The 17,392-nt window shown below is 71.6% G+C and carries 22 protein-coding genes and 1 pseudogene; 10 read left to right on the top strand and 13 right to left on the bottom strand.

Features of this window, described 5'->3' with window-relative positions:
* Nucleotides 1-65: 65 nt before the first annotated feature.
* Nucleotides 66-488: a DUF2568 domain-containing protein gene (locus LN042_RS30355; RefSeq protein WP_230054626.1), complete on the bottom strand. Its 423-nt coding sequence runs from the start codon at nt 486-488 to the stop codon at nt 66-68.
* A 60-nt stretch (nt 489-548) separates the two neighbouring features.
* Between LN042_RS30355 and LN042_RS30350 the strand changes: the two genes are divergently transcribed.
* On the top strand, nt 549-1,334 hold the full coding sequence (locus LN042_RS30350; protein WP_230054625.1) for a GNAT family N-acetyltransferase: 786 nt from the start codon (nt 549-551) through the stop codon (nt 1,332-1,334).
* Nucleotides 1,335-1,460: 126 nt separating this feature from the next.
* Here LN042_RS30350 and LN042_RS30345 read toward each other — a convergent pair whose 3' ends face one another.
* Nucleotides 1,461-2,177 (bottom strand): response regulator transcription factor, encoded by a 717-nt coding sequence (locus tag LN042_RS30345; RefSeq protein WP_230054624.1) that lies wholly within the window; start codon nt 2,175-2,177, stop codon nt 1,461-1,463.
* Nucleotides 2,174-3,424 carry a sensor histidine kinase gene (locus LN042_RS30340; protein ID WP_230054623.1) on the bottom strand — a complete coding sequence of 417 codons (1,251 nt, stop codon included), beginning with the start codon at nt 3,422-3,424 and terminating at the stop codon, nt 2,174-2,176. The genes LN042_RS30345 and LN042_RS30340 overlap by 4 nt, the downstream gene beginning before the upstream one ends.
* Nucleotides 3,425-3,643: 219 nt before the next feature.
* Between LN042_RS30340 and LN042_RS30335 the strand changes: the two genes are divergently transcribed.
* Together LN042_RS30335 and LN042_RS30330 are read left to right on the top strand one after the other, a co-directional pair.
* The gene (locus tag LN042_RS30335; protein ID WP_230054622.1) at nt 3,644-4,153 is read left to right on the top strand and encodes an NUDIX hydrolase; all 510 of its coding nucleotides are present in this window, start codon (nt 3,644-3,646) and stop codon (nt 4,151-4,153) included.
* 63 nt (nt 4,154-4,216) lie between these two features.
* Nucleotides 4,217-4,801 (top strand): winged helix DNA-binding protein, encoded by a 585-nt coding sequence (locus LN042_RS30330; RefSeq protein WP_230054621.1) that lies wholly within the window; start codon nt 4,217-4,219, stop codon nt 4,799-4,801.
* 97 nt (nt 4,802-4,898) lie between these two features.
* Here the strand turns inward: LN042_RS30330 and LN042_RS30325 are convergent, their stop codons facing one another.
* Entirely contained in the window at nt 4,899-5,546 is a 648-nt protein-coding gene (locus LN042_RS30325; RefSeq protein ID WP_230054620.1) for a peroxiredoxin-like family protein, read from the bottom strand.
* Between the two features lie 129 nt (nt 5,547-5,675).
* On the opposite strand from LN042_RS30325, the gene LN042_RS30320 reads away from it, so the two are divergent.
* The 5 genes from LN042_RS30320 to LN042_RS30300 all read left to right on the top strand — a co-directional run bounded on the left by LN042_RS30320 (nt 5,676) and on the right by LN042_RS30300 (nt 10,484).
* Nucleotides 5,676-6,263, top strand: coding sequence for a TetR/AcrR family transcriptional regulator (locus tag LN042_RS30320; RefSeq protein WP_230054619.1), 588 nt, complete (start codon nt 5,676-5,678; stop codon nt 6,261-6,263).
* Nucleotides 6,264-6,397: 134 nt separating this feature from the next.
* Nucleotides 6,398-7,372 (top strand): alpha/beta hydrolase, encoded by a 975-nt coding sequence (locus LN042_RS30315; protein ID WP_230054618.1) that lies wholly within the window; start codon nt 6,398-6,400, stop codon nt 7,370-7,372.
* The gene (locus LN042_RS30310) at nt 7,365-8,516 is read left to right on the top strand and encodes an acyltransferase family protein (protein ID WP_230054617.1); all 1,152 of its coding nucleotides are present in this window, start codon (nt 7,365-7,367) and stop codon (nt 8,514-8,516) included. Before LN042_RS30315 ends, LN042_RS30310 begins: the two co-directional genes overlap by 8 nt.
* A gap of 25 nt (nt 8,517-8,541) precedes the next feature.
* Nucleotides 8,542-9,816 carry a sensor histidine kinase gene (locus tag LN042_RS30305; protein WP_230054616.1) on the top strand — a complete coding sequence of 425 codons (1,275 nt, stop codon included), beginning with the start codon at nt 8,542-8,544 and terminating at the stop codon, nt 9,814-9,816.
* A complete protein-coding gene (locus LN042_RS30300) occupies nt 9,813-10,484 on the top strand; it encodes a response regulator (protein WP_230054615.1) in 672 nt (223 codons plus the stop codon). The genes LN042_RS30305 and LN042_RS30300 overlap by 4 nt, the downstream gene beginning before the upstream one ends.
* Nucleotides 10,485-10,661: 177 nt before the next feature.
* On the opposite strand, the gene LN042_RS30295 is transcribed toward LN042_RS30300, so the two are convergent.
* From LN042_RS30295 to LN042_RS30265, 7 genes and pseudogenes are all read right to left on the bottom strand, one after another.
* Nucleotides 10,662-11,156: a hypothetical protein gene (locus tag LN042_RS30295; RefSeq protein WP_230054614.1), complete on the bottom strand. Its 495-nt coding sequence runs from the start codon at nt 11,154-11,156 to the stop codon at nt 10,662-10,664.
* 116 nt (nt 11,157-11,272) lie between these two features.
* A complete protein-coding gene (locus LN042_RS30290; protein WP_230054613.1) occupies nt 11,273-11,671 on the bottom strand; it encodes a type II toxin-antitoxin system VapC family toxin in 399 nt (132 codons plus the stop codon).
* A gap of 37 nt (nt 11,672-11,708) precedes the next feature.
* Nucleotides 11,709-11,936, bottom strand: a complete 228-nt coding sequence (locus tag LN042_RS30285) for an AbrB/MazE/SpoVT family DNA-binding domain-containing protein (RefSeq protein ID WP_230054612.1) — start codon at nt 11,934-11,936, stop codon at nt 11,709-11,711.
* Between the two features lie 144 nt (nt 11,937-12,080).
* Nucleotides 12,081-12,245: pseudogene (locus LN042_RS30280) on the bottom strand (helix-turn-helix domain-containing protein); the annotation flags it as partial.
* Nucleotides 12,246-12,341: 96 nt separating this feature from the next.
* The gene (locus tag LN042_RS30275) at nt 12,342-12,533 is read right to left on the bottom strand and encodes a hypothetical protein (protein WP_230054657.1); all 192 of its coding nucleotides are present in this window, start codon (nt 12,531-12,533) and stop codon (nt 12,342-12,344) included.
* Between the two features lie 45 nt (nt 12,534-12,578).
* A complete protein-coding gene (locus tag LN042_RS30270; RefSeq protein WP_372495846.1) occupies nt 12,579-12,998 on the bottom strand; it encodes a PIN domain-containing protein in 420 nt (139 codons plus the stop codon).
* A complete protein-coding gene (locus tag LN042_RS30265; RefSeq protein WP_230054609.1) occupies nt 12,995-13,216 on the bottom strand; it encodes a type II toxin-antitoxin system VapB family antitoxin in 222 nt (73 codons plus the stop codon). Before LN042_RS30265 ends, LN042_RS30270 begins: the two co-directional genes overlap by 4 nt.
* Before the next feature lie 392 nt (nt 13,217-13,608).
* On the opposite strand from LN042_RS30265, the gene LN042_RS30260 reads away from it, so the two are divergent.
* The gene (locus LN042_RS30260; protein WP_230054608.1) at nt 13,609-14,553 is read left to right on the top strand and encodes a hypothetical protein; all 945 of its coding nucleotides are present in this window, start codon (nt 13,609-13,611) and stop codon (nt 14,551-14,553) included.
* 94 nt (nt 14,554-14,647) lie between these two features.
* Here the strand turns inward: LN042_RS30260 and LN042_RS30255 are convergent, their stop codons facing one another.
* Nucleotides 14,648-15,295: a TMEM175 family protein gene (locus LN042_RS30255; protein WP_230054607.1), complete on the bottom strand. Its 648-nt coding sequence runs from the start codon at nt 15,293-15,295 to the stop codon at nt 14,648-14,650.
* Between the two features lie 155 nt (nt 15,296-15,450).
* Nucleotides 15,451-16,017: a hypothetical protein gene (locus LN042_RS30250; protein WP_230054606.1), complete on the bottom strand. Its 567-nt coding sequence runs from the start codon at nt 16,015-16,017 to the stop codon at nt 15,451-15,453.
* Between the two features lie 110 nt (nt 16,018-16,127).
* Between LN042_RS30250 and LN042_RS30245 the strand changes: the two genes are divergently transcribed.
* On the top strand, nt 16,128-16,649 hold the full coding sequence (locus LN042_RS30245) for a PadR family transcriptional regulator (protein WP_230054605.1): 522 nt from the start codon (nt 16,128-16,130) through the stop codon (nt 16,647-16,649).
* The last annotated feature ends 743 nt before the right edge of the window (nt 16,650-17,392 follow it).

Below are 17,392 nucleotides of genomic sequence, written 5' to 3'. Positions count from 1 at the left end.
GGATGGCGGGGTCACCGTGGAGGGCCGGCTGCCGGTGGCCCGGCTGCCGGTCGACTGACCGACCGTCAGCGGGGCGTGGGCCCGGGCGGCCGCTGGGTCGGCCCGGTCCCGGTCGCCCCGGCGGTCGCCCCGGGCCTGGGGCGACCGGCCTCGGCGAAAGCGATGTTGGCCGCGCACAGCACCGCGAAGCCCACCCCGGACAGCCGGCCGGCCACCGCGCCCAGCGCCGCCGCGGCGCCCAGGAAGACCACCGCCTTGACCGCCAGCACGCCCGGCAGCGGCAGCCGCACGGCGGCCCGGGGCGAGGCGTAGCGGCCCCAGAGCACCGCGGCCAGCACCGGGCTGCCGAGGCCCAGCAGCAGTCGGCCGACCAGTCCTGGCCCGACCGTCCAGCCCCACCAGGCCAGCCAGGCCAGCGCGGCCAGCTCCAGCAGGAACGCCAGGCCCTCGTTGGCGTACCAGGCGCTCCGCAACCCCCGTGATCCCATGCCCGGCAGGGTAGGGGAAATGCGGTTGCCCGGAACAGAGGACGATCACACGATGACGGAATGTCCGATCTGCTCCAGCGCGTGACCGCCTTCCGCGCCGCCTTCGCCCGCCGTCAAGCCCCCGAAACCGTCGAACTGCCCGGCGCGTTCGCCGTCCGCCACCCCGGCTTCCCCCGCTCCCAGGAGCACAACCAGCTGTTCGTGCCCGGTCCCGGGGCCGACCCGGCGGCCCTCCCGGCGCTCGCCGCGCAGGCTCTGGGAGAGCGGCCGGACTACCGGATCAGCGTGCTGGACGAGGCGCTCGGCCGGCGGGCCGAACCGGTGCTGGCCGCGGCCGGCTACGGCCTGGACGTCGAGCTGGTGCTGGCCCGCGACACCGCCGGGTGCGTGCGCCCCGAGCCGGCCGCCGCGCCGGCCTCGGTGGCCGAGCTGCGGGCGGCGGGGCTCGCCCAGCAGCTGCGCTGGTGGCCGGACGAGGAGCTGGCCCGGCAGCTGCACGAGCGGCGCGCGGCCCGGCTGCACGGCGCCGAGCAGGTGCTCTTCCTGGCCGTGCGCGCGGCCGACGGCGAGATCGCCGGCTGGGCCGACCTCTACCTGGACCGAGCCGCCGGGCTGGCCCAGCTGGAGGACCTGGTGACCGCCGAGCCGCACCGCGGGCAGGGCCACGGTGACACCCTGCTCGCCACCGGCCTTGCGCTGGCCGCCGAGGCCGGGATCCCGCAGCTCTTCCTGAACGCCGACGCCGCGGACTGGCCCAAGGACTGGTACGCCCGCCGGGGCTTCCGGCAGATCGGGCGCAACTACAGCTTCCTGCGGCAGGATCGACGCACCGGCGACGGCCACTGACGGGCGGGCGACAGCCGCTGACGCACCGGCGACGGCCACCGACCGCCCGGCACGGGCACCGACCGCCCAGCGGCCGCCCCGCAGGATCAGCGGCCGCCCCGCAGGATCAGCGGCCGCCCCGCAGGGTCAGCGGCGGCCGCGCCCGCCGAGCGGTGGGATCAGCTCCAGCTCAACGGCCTTGTTCACCGCGTCGATCCGCGAGACCGCGTCCAACTTGCCGAAGATGTTGCGCAGATGGCGCTTGACCGTGCCCTCGGTGATGCCCAGCCGACCGGCGATCTGACGGTTGCTCAGCGCCTGGGCGGTCCATTCGAGCACCTCCACCTCGCGCTGCGACAGCCCGCCCGGCAGCTCGTCGGCCCCCGCCCCGCCGCCCTGCCAGACGCTGCGCGGACCGACCGAGACGGTGACCGTGTGCCTGCCGTCGTCCCGCTGGCGGATCGTGGAGACCAGGGTCTGGCGGCTGACGCTCTTGTGCAGGTAGCCGCACACGCCGAGCGCCAGCAGCTCCTGCACCAGGCGGCGCCCGTCGTCCATGCTGAGCACGATGATCCGCAGCCCGGGCTGCTGGGCGAGCAGCCGGCGGACCGTCACCGGCGGGTCGTTCTCCGGCATCTCGATGTCCAGCAGCAGCACGTCCGGGCGGTGCCGGGCGGCCAGCGCGACCGTCTCGGTGCCGGTGCCGGCCTGGGCCACCACCTCGAAGCCCGGCTCGGTGGCGAGCAGTTCGCACAGTGCCTCGCGCAGCAGGGTGTGGTCGTCGGCGACGAGGATCCGCACCTCCCCCCGGACCCCGGCCGGGGGGAGGTGCGGGTGCGGCTCGGGCGCGGTGGGGGCGGTCATGCCGGCCGCTCCTCGATCGGGATCCAGATCAGCACCTGGGTGCCCTTGCCCGGGGTGGACGCGATGTCCAGCGTGCCGTGCAGCAGTTGGACCCGCTCGCGCATGCCCGTCAGGCCGTTGGCGCTTCCCTGCACCGCCGCCGGGTCGAAGCCGCGGCCGTCGTCGAGCACCTCGGCCTGCACCTCGTGCGGGGCGATGTCCACGTGCACCACGATGTTGCCCGCCCGGGCGTGCCGCAGGGAGTTGCGCAGGCACTCGCGGACGATGATGAACAGCTCCTCGGCCAGCTCGGCCGGCACCCAGTCGTCGGAGCCCTTCACCCAGATCCGCACCGCGCCGCCGGCCTCCGACATGGCGGAGGCGAAGCTCTTGAGCGCCAGTTCCAGCGATCCCGCGACATTGCGGTGGCGCAGCTGGGTGACCAGCTGCCGGGTGGTGTCCATGGCTTCCAGCACGGCCGTCCGGGCGGCCTTGAGGTGCGGGTCGGCGGGCGGCTCGGCGCGCAGTTCGGCCAGTTCCAGCTGCCGCAGCGCCAGGCTGAGCGAGTTGCCCAGCTGGTCGTGGATCTCCCGGGCCAGCCGGAGCCGGCCCAGGTCGTTCAGCTCCTGCACCCGGTTGAGCAGGAAGGTGTCGTAGCCCATCGAGCCGAGCGCCAGCCGCCGGCTCACGCCCTCCTGGAGCGAGCGCACGGCGGCGGTGTAGTGGCCGCTGCAGTGCCCGCAGCGGGCGGCGGCCAGTTCCTCGGCCCAGCGGTCGGGTGCGCTGCACTCGGGGCAGCGCACGCCGGCCGCGTCCTGCTCCGCGGGCCCTTCGGCCAGGCCGGCCTCGGTGACGGCGGTGGCCAGGGCGCTGAGCACCACGTCCAGCAGCAGCATCCCGGCCCTGATCGAGTGGGTCAGGTGCAGTCCGTGGCGGATCCGCTCGCCGCCCAGGTTCACCACTTCGGCGATCTCGGTGCCGGTCACCGTGGCCCGGCCCTCGGCCAGGCTGACCGCGCAGTCCATCAGGATCCGCCGGGCCTGCACCACGCACTGCTCCCAGGCGTGCGGGTCTGCCACCAGCGGACTGTTGATCTCCCGCAGCCCCTGCTGGTACTCGGCCAGCACCTGGGGTTCCCGGGCGAGCAGCCGACGGGCCGCCAGCTCGGCCGGATCGGCGAGGGGCAGCACGGCCAGTGGCTCGGGGAGCAGGCCCGGGACCTCCAGGGTGTCCTGGCGTACCGCCTGCTCAGGGTTGTCGACGTTCATCGGGCCCCCTCATCTCCCCCGCGGCCGCACCGCACTCCGGCCGGCGGACGGCCCTTCCGGCTCCCCAGCCTCGCTCTCCGGGCGGCCGGCCGCCAGCGAACCCGGCCGACTGCCCGCAGGCTGCCACCGCGCCCGGCGTACTGTCGCAAGTCCGCGCGGGACCTGGGGGGTTTCCGCTTTCCGGGCCGGGCGGAGGCGATCGCCGTCTAGTCTCTCCCCATGGCGATCCCCCCCTTCCTCGCAGAGTTGCGCACCCTCGTCGGCAACCGGCCGCTCTGGCTCTCCGCGGCATGTGTCGTGGTCCTCGACGAAGAGCAGCGGGTGCTGCTCGGGCGGCGGGCCGACACCGGCCGCTGGGCCCTGATCGGCGGCATCGTGGACCCGGGCGAGCAGCCGGCCGACGCCGCCGTGCGGGAGTGCTTCGAGGAGACCGGGGTGCGGGTGGCGCCCGAGCAGCTGACCTCGGTGACCGTCTCGCCCCCGGTGACGTACCCCAACGGCCACCAGACGCAGTACCTGGAACTGACGTTCCGCTGCCGGGTGGTGGGCGGAGAGGCCACCGTCCATGACGATGAGTCACTGGACGTGGCCTGGTTCGCCCAGGACGAGCTGCCCGACATGGACGACTACAGCCGCGAGCGGCTGGATCTGGCGCTGGGCTTCACGGGACGGACGGCGTACGCCTTCTCCGGCCTGGACACCGTTCTGGGTTCGGCGGCAACGGCCTGAGGTCGCCCCTCACCTGCGTGTTTGACGCACCGTCATGCTTCGCTACTAAAGTATGACTTCATTATGAAGCAGGTAAACGAGTCTCCGCTGACGCCCCAGAACCACCTGGCGCACGACGCCGACGACTGCCTCTTCGACCCGACCGTCAGAACGGTGATGGCCGAGTTCACGCTGAGCGACGAGACCCTGGACCTGGAGGCCGCCGCCGCGGTCTGCGCCGCTCACCACGCCGTGGACCAGATGCGGCTCCGGGACGCCAAGGGCCGTCGGTTGAGCGCGGGAGCGGTGGATCTGCTGCTCCGGCTCAACGCCACCAGCGGCGAGGCGTTGCCGATGACCGAACTTGACCACACGGCCCGGTTCGGCGCCCACGACATCGCCGCCGCGCTCGACGAGTTGGCGCACCACCAGCTCGTCGAGCGGATCACCGACCCGGAGCAGCCGGCCGCTCCGCTCGCCAGGATCACCGCCAGCGGGCGCGGCTGGCTCGACGCCTACCGCCTGCCCGCCCAGCGGGCCGTCGCCGGCATCTTCGCCGGTTTCAGCCCCGCCGACCTCACCCAGCTGCGCCACCTGGCGCTGCGGTTGGTGGAGAACCAGCAGCGGCTGGCGCAGTACCTCGAACTCACCGAGGACGCCCTGTCCTGACGACACCTGAGGGGACGTCAGCGACCGGGGCGGTACGACCGCGCCGGCTGGACGGGCCGCTGGTACGGGTCGGCCCGGGCCGCCCGGCGGGGCGCCCTCAGTCCAGTGCGCCCAGTGCCGCCAGGATGTCGGCGGGCTCGGCGCGCAGGGTGTAGTCGGCCTGGACGAAGGTCCAGCGGATGACGCCGGTGCGGTCGATGACGAAGGTGGCGGGCAGCGGCAGGGTGCGGGCGTGGCCGGCGTTGACGCGCTGCAGGTCGAAGCCCCACTGGTCGTAGAGGGCGCCCAGTTCGTCGGAGAGGTCGAAGGCGATGCCGAACCGGGCGGCGACCTCGGCGCCGAGGTCGCTGAGCACGTCGAAGGCGAGTCGCTCCTTCTCCGCCAGGGACAGGGACTCGTCCGGGATCTGCGGCGAGACGGCCACCAGGCGGGCGCCGTGCGCGGTGATCGCGTCGTGCTGCTCCTGGAGGGCGCGCAGCGCGAGGTTGCAGTACGGGCACCAGGCGCCGCGGTAGAAGGTCAGGACCACCGGGCCCTCGGCGAGCAGCTCGTCCAGCGCCACCTGCCGCCCGGTGGCCGACGGCAGCACGAACCGCGGGGCCTGGGCACCCACGCCGAGGGCCCGCTGCGCCAGACCGGAGGCGGCGAGCGCGCGGCCGCTGCGGTCCATGATCTCAAGGAGCTCGGCCGGGGCCGTCCGGCGCAGGTTCTCGTGCACGCTCCGCAGTTGGTCACTGAGACTCACAGGACCGCCCTTTCTGAGGCGAGGACTGGTTCATGATCTTGGATCGGTTGTTCCAGGATGGCCGGGCGGTGATGCGGCGTCAAGGGTTATCTTGGAACCATCATTTCAAGTACCCGGGAGCGGTCCGCCATGCCAGACGTCAAGCACTTCGATCCCGAGGTGGCCCTGGAGCGCGCCGAGCGGCTCTTCTGGCAGCACGGCGCGGCCGGGGCGTCGATCCAGGACGTCGTCACGGCGACCGGGCTGAACCGCTCCAGCCTCTACGCCACCTTCGGCGGCAAGCAGCAGCTCTACCTCACCGCGCTGCGCCGCTACCTGCACCACCGCGCCCAGCCCGCCTTCCGCCAACTCGCTGATGACGGCCGCGGCTTGCCCGCCATCAGGGACTTCTTCGCCGGCCTGGTCGAGGTGCGCTGCGCCGGCGAGCACGCGGGCTGGGGCTGCATGGCCGTCAACGCCCACCTGGGCACCGAGCACCACGACGCGCAGGTGCGGGCCCTGCTCGACGACCACCACCGGCAGCTGCGCGAGGCCCTGTGCACCGCCCTCGAATCCGCCCACCACCACGGGCAGTTGGCCCCGCACGTCGCCCCCGGCAGCGCCGCCGAGACGCTGGCCCTGGTCGCCTACGGCGTCAACGCCCGCTCCCGCAACGGCGCCGACGCCGATACCCTGCTGCGGACCGTCACGGACACCCTCGCGCTGCTCGGCGCCTGAGGCGCCGTAGTCCCCGTAGTACTTGAGAGCTACCCGAAGACCGCCCTCCCCAGCGGGACGCCAACCACCCCGCGCGGTCCGTACGTTCGGTGCCGGAAGTTCACTCCACCCCCGGCCCGGAAGGACCATCCGCCATGGCGTCCCCCCTTCGCCCGCTCAGCAGCCGTCTGCGACGGGCCCTGTCCGCCGCACTCGTCACGGCGGCGCTGGCCGTACCGGCGATCGGGGCGGCCGGCCCGGCGGACGTGCCCGCACCGGCTCCGACGGCTCCGGCCGCGCTGGGCGCCGTGGACCCGGCCGCGCTGGCCGACCGGTACGCCGCCACCCGCACCGACATCGTGGCGGCCGAGCGGACGGCGGCGGCCCACGGTGACCGCGGGCGGGCCACCGCCCTTGCGGCGATGGCCGATCCGGCACGGCAGTTCGTGTTCTTCGACGGGCGGGACGACGGCCGCAGCGGCGAGGTCTTCGGCGACCTGGCCACGGCCCGGCAGATCGCGGTGCTCGTCCCCGGAGCCGACACCGACCTCGACAGCTACGAGCGGCTGCGGGCCGGCGCCGCCGCGCTCGAACGGCAACTGGGCGACGGCTCCGCGGTCATCGCCTGGCTCGGCTACAAGACGCCCAGCACCAAGGAGCCGGCGATCCTGACCGCCGACCGCGCCGACCAGGCGGCACCCCGACTGCAGCGGTTCGTCGCCCAGTTGCGGGCCGCGCGCCCGGACAGCCGGCTCTCCGTGCTCTGCCACTCCTACGGCTCCGTGGTCTGCGGCCGGGCCGCGGCCGGCCTGGACGTCTCCGACCTGGTGCTGTTCGGCAGCCCCGGCACGGGCTACGACAACGTCGCCGCCCTGCACACCAGGGCCACCGTCTGGGCCGGCCGCGGCGCCACCGACTGGATCGCCGACGTGCCCCACGTGAAGGTCGAACTCCCCTTCGCCACCGTGGGCTTCGGCACCGACCCGGTCTCCCCGGCGTTCGGCGCCCGGGTCTTCGCGGCCGGGAGCGGCGGCCACAGCGACTACCTCAAGCCGGGCAGCCCCGCACTGACCGGCATCGTCCGGATCGTGCTGGGCCGGACCCCCGCCCCGGCAGGCCCCGGTGCGTGAGCTGGTGCGGCGGATCGACGCCGCGACTCCCCCGGACCGCGACCGCACCGTGGACGCGCTGCGCGCCCTCGCCATCCTCGGCGTGGTGCTCGGGCACTGGCTGGTGACCGCCCTGGTCGCCGACAGCGGCACTCTGCAGGACGCCAGCCCGCTCCAACAGCTTCCTCGACTCACGCCGGTGTCCTGGCTGTTCCAGACGCTGGCGGTGTTCTTCCTGACCGGTGGCCTGGTGGCCGGGCGGAGCTACCGCGCGGCCCGGGCCAGGGGTGCCTCCTACCGGCAGTGGCTCGGCGCCCGGCTCGTCCGACTGTTCCGGCCGGCGGCCGTACTGCTGGTGGTGTGGAGTCTGGCGACGGTCGCCATGCTCGCCGCCGGAGTCGGCTGGGACACCGTGCACACGCTGGCCAGGCTGGCGGTCTCGCCCCTGTGGTTCCTGCTGGTCTTCGCCGCGCTGACCGCCGCGACACCGCTGGTCGGCACGGTGCATCCGGCCTGGCCGCTCGCCGTCGTGGTACTCGTCGACGTCGTGCGGTTCGGGCTGGGCGGGCCCGCCGCGCTCGGCTACCTGAACGAGGCGGCCGGCTGGCTGGTCCCCTACTGCCTGGGCGCCGCCTGGTCGCGCGGCGAGCTGCGCGGCCGCGCCCCCGGCTGGGTGCTGCTGCTCGGCGGCGGCGCCGCGACCGCCGCGCTGGTGCGGTGGGCCGGCTACCCGGCCGCCATGGTCGGGGTGCCCGGCGCGGGCGTCTCCAACCTCGGGCCGGTCACCCTGGCAGCCGTTACCTTCGGCCTCGCCCAGTGCGGCGCGGCGCTGCTGCTGCTCGGCCCGCTGCGGCGGCTGATGCTGCGGCCGGCCGCCTGGGCACCGGTGGCGGTGCTGAACCTGTTCGCGATGACGGTCTTCCTCTGGCACCAGACCGCGATGATGGCGGTCACGATTATCGGCCTGTGCGTCGCAGGCCCGCTGCCCGGCCTGCACACCGCGCCCGACGGGTACGGCTGGGCGCTCGCCCGGTTGGTCTGGCTGCCGGTGTTCGCGTTGGCCCTGGGCGGGTGCTGGGCCGCCTTCCACGGCCGTGAGCGGGCCGGTTCCGCAGTCGCGACCGACCGGGCCCCGTCGTCGGCGGCGGCGCATGCCCGGCTCTAGGGTGGATCTCGGAAAGCGGGGGGACATGATCGGACGATGGGCAGTCGCACTGCGGGCGGTGCCGCACGACCTGCGCGAGGACCTGTGGACGCCGGCCGTCGCTCGGCCGCCGCGCACCCGGCGGCTGGGCGGGGTGTGGTTCCCGGCGATCCTGGTGCCGGTGGTGCTGTCCGCCGTCATCCTGGGCGTCGCCTCGGCGAACTCGTTCATCCGCTCCGGCATGGGTCCGATCGGCCTACCGGCCGCCGTCCTCCAGGCCGCCGTGCTGGTGGTGGCGCTGTTCCGGCCGCACCGGGCCTGGTGGCTGTCGCTGCTGGTGCCGGTGGTGGCCGCGCCCTACTCCTTGCACCCCGGCCCCCTCGAACTGACGGCGCCGTTCGTGCTCCCGATACTGATCACGCAGATCATCCTGCTGTTCCTGCTGGCCCTGCAGGTGCCGCTGCGAGCGGCGGCCGAGATGCTGGTGGGCTGCCTCCTGCTGGACCTGCTCACCGGTCTGCTGAGCCACCCGGGCCCCGTGGCCAAGCCGACGGTGATCTTCCAGGTCGTCGCCACGGTCCTCGGCGCGGCCCTGCGCGGCCTCCAGGTGGCCCGCACCGAGCTGGTCGTCCAGGAGGAGCTCAACGCCCACGAGCGGGCCCGGCGCGCCCTGCTCGAGGAACGCAGCCGGATCGCCCGCGAGCTGCACGACGTGGTCGCCCACCACATGGCGGTGATCTCGGTGCAGGCGCAGGTCGCCGTGCACCTGGCGGAAAACCCCTCCGAGGAGCTGCGGGAGAACCTGGCGGGCATCCGCGGCAGCGCCGTCGAGGCGCTGACCGAACTGCACCGGGTGCTCGGCGTGCTGCGCGCGGAGGACACCACGGCCGAGGCGGCCCCGCACGCCCCGCAGCCCACCCTGGAGCGCCTGGACGAGCTGCTCGCCAAGGTGCGCGCCGCCGGAATCGCCGTCAGCACCGGGACCACCGGCCGCCCGTTCCCGCTGGCCCCGGGGGTCGACCTCTCGGCGTACCGGATCGTGCAGGAGGCACTCAGCAACGCGATCCGGCACGCACCCGGCGCCGCGCTGCGGGTGGAGCTCGGCTACCGGACGAGCGGCCTCACCATCCGGGTGGTCAACAGCGCGCCCGAGCGCCCGGCCCAGCCCAGCCCCGGCAGCGGGCACGGCCTGCTCGGCATGCGCGAGCGGATCGCCATGGTGGGCGGCGAACTGGCCACCGGGCCCACCCCGGACGGCGGCTACGAAGTGACCGCCGTGCTGCCCACCCCCACTGCGGACACCCGTGAGGACGCCCTGTGACGAACATCCGCGTGCTGATCGCCGACGACCAGGTGATGATCCGCCAGGGCTTCACCGTGCTGCTCGACGCCGAACCGGACATCGAGGTGGTGGGGCAGGCCGTGGACGGCCGCGACGCCGTCGGCAAGGTCGCCGAACTCGCCCCCGACGTCGTCCTGATGGACATCCGGATGCCCGAGCTCGGCGGCATCGACGCCACCCGCCTGATCACCGGGGCCCCGGGCACCACCGTCAAGGTCCTGGTGCTGACCACCTTCGACCTCGACGAGTACGTCTACGAGGCCCTCCGGGCGGGCGCCTCCGGCTTCCTGCTCAAGCACGCCTCGGCCGCCGAACTCGCCCAGGCCGTCCGGGTGGTGGCGTCCGGCGAGGCGCTGCTGGCACCCAGCGTGACCAAGCGCCTGATCGCCGAGTTCTCCCGTGCCACCAGCGCCCCGAAGGCCCCGCTCAAGGACCGCGTCGGCGACCTGACGGAACGGGAGACCGAGGTGCTCTCGCTCATCGCCCAGGGCCTGTCCAACGCCGAGATCGCCGCCGCCCTGCTGGTCGCCGAGCAGACCGTCAAGACCCACGTCAGCCGCATCCTGGTCAAGCTGGGCCTGCGCGACCGCACCCAGGCGGCGGTCTTCGCCTACGAGACCGGCCTGGTACGCCCGACCGGGTACTGACCGCTCACTGTGGTGCCGCCAAGCGCTCGACGATGCGGGCGAGTTGGGCCGCGTAGCGATCGGTGAACTCCGCGGAGGCCGGGTCCAGGCCGGTGAGACCCGACCAGAGCAACAGACGCCCCGGATCCGGGAATTCGGTATTGGACCGCAGGCATCCGGCGACCACCCCGCCGGCACCTACAGGCAGATCCAGCAGTAGAGCCGCTCGCCGGCTTCGCGGGCACGCCTGGCGAGCCGGACCAGCTCGTCGACCAGCGGTCGCATCTCCTCGACACCTGCTGGGCGCAGCGCCTCCGATTGCACCCACCTGGCGGTGATCGCCGGCACGTCCGAGTCCCGCACACCTGCCAACGTGTCCCGGGCCGCGGCGCCGAGCTCCACCACCCACGGCCCCGTGGCCCAGGGGTCGTCCTCGTCCTGCGGGCCGCCCGGGCCGGGGGCGGGGGTGGTCGGCCACACCGGTGACTGGTCCACGAGGCCGGCCTCCCACGGGTGTTGGCGGATCGCGGCGATCAGCTCTCCCAGGACGATGTCCGGATCCAGCCGCTTGGCCATCACTCCGTCGAAGAGGGAGTCCCCGCCGCTCACGAGCGGGGGGTCGTCCGTGCGCTCCAGCGCCTGCACGACCGATGCCGCATCAGCAGCACGGAAGTAGTCGGTCAGCACGCCCACGGGTTCCTCCCAGCACGGTGGTTCGTCAGCCGGCAGTAGACCAGACGTCACCGACAGGGCTGCTCGCCGCGGAGCTTCCGGTTCGTTCCGGCACCTCCGGCCGCCCCGAACAGCCTTCAGGGACAGATCAACTGAACGGTCGGGAAGTAGGTGCGGTAGCGCGTGGCGTCCCGGGTGAGCAGGCGGTAGCCCCGGACAGCCGCGTGCGCGCCCAGGTAGAAGTCCGGAAGTGGGGCGGTCTTCTGACCGCCGCGCTTCCGGTACTGCAGGAAGGCCTTGCCGGCCAGGAATCCGGCCTCGTACGGAAGCGGCTCCCTGGTGAAGGCCTCGGCGGGGAGGACCGCGTCGAGTTCCTCGATCGCCGCATAGGCCACCGAGACCTCGGCGTAGACGATCGGATTGATCACCACCTGGCCCTCGTCCTGAGCCTTGGCGAGCTCGACTTCGGACCAGTCGGCCCACGTGGGGTCATCCGTCATGAGATCCAGCAGCACGCAGGAGTCGACCAGGGTCACCGGCTGAGTCCGCCCGTGTTCCACGAGCCTCAATCGGCTACTCGCCACGCAGCAGCTCCATGAGCTCGTCGGTCGACATGCCGCCCGCAGCGGTTCCCCTCATCCGCCGCGCCAGCCGCTGACCCCGAGTGCCCGCCCCGACCCGGCGCACTATCCGCAGAACGCCGTCCTCCTCGATCACGTCCACTTCGTCCCCAGGGCGCAGACCGCACTTCTGTCGGAGTTCTGCGGGGATCGTGACCTGACCTTTGCTGTTGAGTCGCATCTCGTGGCTCCCGTATCCCGTATTACCCCTCCTACGTAATACTAGCGCCGCACAATGAAGCGCCGTCCCGAGAAGCGAACACTCCCGGGGCGGCGCGACCCGCTGATCTCATCAAGCAGAACCCCGGGACCGAAAGCACCAGACCTACAGCCGTACGGACAGCTTCCCCACCGTGGCCATCATTGTCAGCTCGCCCCCGATCGCCCGCAGGTACGCCGCCATGGTGGCCGTGTCGAGACGAGCGGCGCCGCGCTCGATCTGGCTGATCCGCCCCTGAGTGACACCCATCGCCGCGGCGACCTGCGCCTGCGTGAAGCCGACATGCGGCGGCTGCCCCCCAGCCGGGAACGACGAAGCGCCGTCCCGAGAAGCGGATGCGTCTCAGGACGGCGCTCAGTCCGTGCGTCAGTCCGCCAGCGGCAGGTACACCCGGTTGCCCTGGGCCGCGAACTCGGCCGACTTCTCGGCCATGCCGGCCAGGGCCTCGGCGTCGAACTCGCTGTTCACCGCGGTGGAGCCGTCACCGTGCTCGTCGCGGATCTTCTGGCTGATCTTCACCGAGCAGAGCATCAACAAAGACACCACTGCCAAGGTCACTCGCCAACTCGGCCCAGCTCGCGCCTGCCTTCGTAGTGCTGTCGGCTATGCCGGAACGTCGCGGACACTGCGCTGGAGGACATCGGTCAGGACGCCGGCCGCAGTGACGAAGTCGTTGTCATCGTGCAGCACGATCAACCCGTGGTGAGCTGCTGTCGCGCAGATCATGAGATCGACAGTGGACAGGGCCCGGACAGCCCCACCGCCCTGGGCGAGTCGGAACTGCGCGGACTCGATCCAAGCCCACAAGTTCTTCGGCAGGGGCACGTCCGGGTACAGGTCGGCGAACATCTCGCCCATCTGCTCGTAGTGCATGAGGTTGCGCGCGGAGCGTCGGAACTCGGTGCGCTGGGGAGCGCACGATCCGATGACGCGGAGGTCGATGTCCTCCCCCCACGCGTCGTTTAGGTGCTGCTCGCGCTGCAGTCGCCACACGGCGGTGGAGTCTGCGAGGTACCGGATCACTCCTCGCCCCGCTTCTCGGCGTCGTGGAGCTGCTGCCATCCGTCGTAGTCCCACTGTTGGGCAGCCTGGAAGTGCCGAGCGCGGCGGGCTGCCCGCTCGTGTCTCTCGGCATACTCGCGGAGAGCGGCGTTCACCACGTCCTTCTTGGTGGCACCACCGGAGAAGCGCAGGGCCTTCGCCAGGGCGTCATCGTCCAGATCGATGGTCGTCACGCTCATACTTGCCTCCGCTATATAACACCAACAACATCTTTGAATATAGCAGGGGCCGACCATGCCCGAGACGAGCTACCAGTACGTGGTCGACTCAAGGATGTAGGCGGGCGCCCACGACGAAGCCGATCAGGACTACAACCGGGGCAGCCGGTCCTCAGGCCTCGGAGAGGTGCCTTCCTCCAGCCAGTAAAGGTAGATTCGCAGGTCGTTGGCGAGGCCCGCGGCAAGGTAGGACGCAAAGTCCCGGACAGCGGCAGCCGTGCCCTGCTCCGCCCAGTCGATCCCGTCCCAGTCCTGGCTGGACAGGTACTGGGTGATCCGGTCGCGGTCACGCCACCACTCGCGAACGGCTTCCGGCGTCCAGTGCGCATCGCCGTCGCAGCCGTAGCCGAGGAATGGATCTTGATCGGCCGCTTCGACCAGTCGGCGACCTCAGCAGGTGTCTGCGGCTGGCGGTAGACGTACTCGGTCAAGTACTGGCCCCGATCCAGGGCAGCGTCGCGCTGATCGTCTGCCCCGGGATCAACGACCCGTCGCTGACGGCCAACTCCGAGATGCTCGCGATCGACCCGAACACCCTCGAGATCCTCGACGAGGTCACGGTGCCGGAGATGACCGCGACGCCGCACACCATCACGATGTTCCACGGCAAGATCGCGATCTACACCTGCGGCCTCCAGAAGGCCTACCGCTACTTCTGGGATCCCGCGACGCAGAAGCTCACCCAGGACACCTCGTTCGTCGTGTCCTTCCTGGGCAGCGGGCAGACCACCGGTGACGCCCCGGGCATCCTGGGCAATTGGATCGTGATCCAGACCAACGGCATCCCGACCAACGTGCCCTCCAGCGTCGTCGCGATCAACCAGGACGACCCGACCAGGATCACCAGAATCTCCCCCTACGGTGACCTGCCCCCCGGCACCAACAGCTGGGCCCCGCCCAAGGCGGCCGTGGACGACGAGAACAACATGGTCTACTCCGACGACTACGGCGCCGGGAAGATCGCCGGCATCAAGTTCGACCGCGACAGCGGGCAGATGACCGCCGTGTTCGTCACCAATGACCGCACCACCTGCCTGCAGGCCCTCTACGGCCCCAAGGACCACCGGGTCCTCGGCGTGTCCCAGATCGACCCCAACGCAACCTCGGAGCAGCTCAGCAACGGCACCTACACAGAGCAGGCCACCTTCCGCGACGCCGCCACCGGCCGCATCCTCGCCCAGTCCGACTTCTACCAGCCGATGACCGCCAACACCCTCATCACGCCCGCATACGGCGGAGGCTTCTACTTCCCCACCGGCAAGGGCTACGTCCACCTGGAGGTCAAGCCCGCACCGTAGAACCGCAACCCTGACGCGTTCGAAGCGCCGGCCCCGAGATGAACCACCCGGGGCCGGCGCTTCTGAAACCAGCACACTTACCCGTCCAGGCCGGTCAACGGCGCTCGGGGCGGACGAAGCGCAGGGCGAACCGGACCGCCGGGAGCAACGCCCAGCACAGCGAGGCGGAGTGCGTGACCAGGGCGACGGGGATCGACACCGCGAACGTCACGACGATGGCGGCGATCCAGGACAGGGTGTGTGTGATCGCCGCAGGTGGGGTGTTGTCCCGCAGCAGCCCGGCCCGTCGCACCGTGGAGAAGGCCCGCCAGAGGAACAGACCCGCAAGCGCCTGACTGGCCGCGTAGACGATGAACTGGACCTGGAACGCGTCGGCCTCACTGGTCAGCAGCTTGGTCGCGAACGGCATGATGACGATCACGAGCAGCCACGCCAGGTTCCAGTGGATCGCACCACCGGTCAGCCCCTTCACGTAGCGGAACAGGCGCTGATGGAACAGCCAGTGCAGGGCCACGGCCGTGAAGCTGATCAGGAACGCCACGTATTCCGTCAGATGCTCGCGCAGGAAGTCCACGACGCCCTCGTTGCCGTGGACCTCTCCATGTGGGACCGGAAGCTCCAGCGCAAGCAGTGTGATGGCAATGGCGATCACGGCATCCGAGAAGTAGATCAACCGTTCCGGGCTGACCAGCTCGACCTCGTCGGGTACCTCACCTGTACGTCTCGCAACCGTCTCGGCCATCCCGCCGTATCCCTCCGATTTCAGCACTGAACTTGTACCTGTTGTGTTCTGCGCCGCCTTATGCGCGGCGGATGGACATTGTTCGTACGGGCCCTGCATTCCAGCGCCGTCGTCGACGTTGTCTCAGGTAGCCGCCGAGCGTGGTGCCCGCCCGGTCAGGCCGTGGTGTGCCCGGCGGCGTGTGCGGCGGCCTTGGCCTGGGCCCGGCCGGCATACCGGCCGGAGAACACGAAGGGGATCACGAACCCGAGGACCTGCGCCGTGATCAGGGGCAGCGTCGCGGCGTGGTCGTAGTGAACGATCACGGCGCACGCGGCGGCCGCGGCGGCGAATGCTGCGGTCCACACGCCGGTCAGCACCATGTTGACGCGGATGAAGCCGGGTGCGTTCCAGAACTCCTCGGGCACCCGGGACCGGGCGATGGACAAGGTGAACGGCCGCCGCACCGCCAGGGAGGCCAGCGCCGTGACCGCGAGGACAGCGTTGGCCAGCACGCACGTCCAGGTGTGCAGGCCCGAGTTCGGGGCGGCGACCGCGATCACGGCCATCACCACGAAGAACGCGCACGTGGCGGCGGACAGCAGGTCGGCGCCTTGCCGACGCACCGCGCCCAGGAGCAGCAGCACGGCGGCGGTGGCGGCCGTGCACATTCCCAAGCGCCAGTCGAAGGCACTCAGCGACGCGTAGCAGAGCCATGGTGCGAAACCGCGGACGTAGTTCATCGCAGCGATCCCCCCTCACATCCACATTCAAAAGTTGGACGGTCAGAGCATGACCTGTCAGAAGAGGTCTGTCCAGTCCTGACATGTCATCCCGGTAGTAGAGTTCGGACATGAGCCTGCGCCACGCAATCCTGGGCCTGCTGGCCGAAACCCCCAGCAGCGGTTACGACCTCATGAAGCGCTTCGAGACCTCGCTGGCCCACGTCTGGCCGGCGAAGCAGAGCCAGGTCTACGGCGAACTCGCCAAACTCAGCGAGGCCGGCCTGATCGAGGTCACCGGCACCGGCGCCCGCAACCGCCGCGAGTACGGCATCACCGATGCGGGGCGCGCCGAGCTGAAGGAGTGGATGACCGGGCCCGGGGCCGACGGCGCCTACCGCAGCGCCGCACTGCTGCGCGTCTTCTTCCTGTGGACGCTGCCCCGCGAGGAGGGCGCGGCCTACCTCAAGGAGTTCGCCCGCCGCAACCAGGAGCGCCACGCCTTCCTCGAAGCCGTCCGCGACGGGGCGCAATGGCGCGGCGACCCCGTCCAGGTCTGCGAGTGGCTGGCGCTGGAGTTCGGCATCCGCGGCTCCAAATCCACTGGGGAATGGGCGGAGTGGGCGGCCGAGCAACTGACCGAGCACATGTAGGCCCGGCCCGGCCCGGCTCACTCCGCCGGTGGAAGGTGCCCCAGCTGCCCCGGGCCGGGCGCTCTTCCGACTTGGCCTTGATCCCGTCCACCCGACACCAGGACAAGGCAACGACGAAGCGCCGCCCCGAGAAGCGAAAGCTCTCGGGACGGCGCTAGTCGCGGTCGCGTACGTCAGTCCGCCAGCGGGAGGTAGACCCGGTTGCCCTGGGTGGCATGGGGAACAAGCCGTTCGATGTGGAACAGCTCATCCCTGTGTGGAGGTCCGCCGAGTCAGCTGCACTCCCAGAATGACGCCCATCTCCCGAAGCTGGTCATCCGAGAAGCGCGGCGCCGTCGCCAGGTGCTTCTCGATCCAGCGATCCACAGCCTCATCGGGGCAGAGCCGGGTGGACGAGAAGGAGGGACCCTCCGTCAGTGGCGTCACTGCAAGTCCCCCTCTCGATGGACCCGGCCCAAACAGGGGCGGCCCCATGCCGGAGGGCGTGTCGAAAGTTTCTTTACTGGATCAAGGGCGGCCCGCCGGAGGCGGGCCGCGCGCTTCCGCGTTGCCGCCCACCGCTCCTGTCTCGCGCCCCGCTATGGCCGGCCCCGCTGGCGGCGCAAGGAACGAGCAAGCGGCATACCAGGGCCGGTAAGGACCCCAGACAGACGCCAGGCCCGAAGCGCACAGGTCAAGGCCGATGGCTGACCGCCGTACGTCCAGGCTCCCCGCTGCCCGATTCTCCGGGGCGAACGGAACCC

This window comes from Kitasatospora humi (assembly GCF_020907985.1).
In the GTDB taxonomy this organism is placed as follows: Bacteria; Actinomycetota; Actinomycetes; order Streptomycetales; family Streptomycetaceae; genus Kitasatospora; species Kitasatospora humi.
The sequence above is the reverse complement of the archived record's forward strand: the minus strand, read 5'-3'. Positions and strand labels throughout refer to the sequence as shown.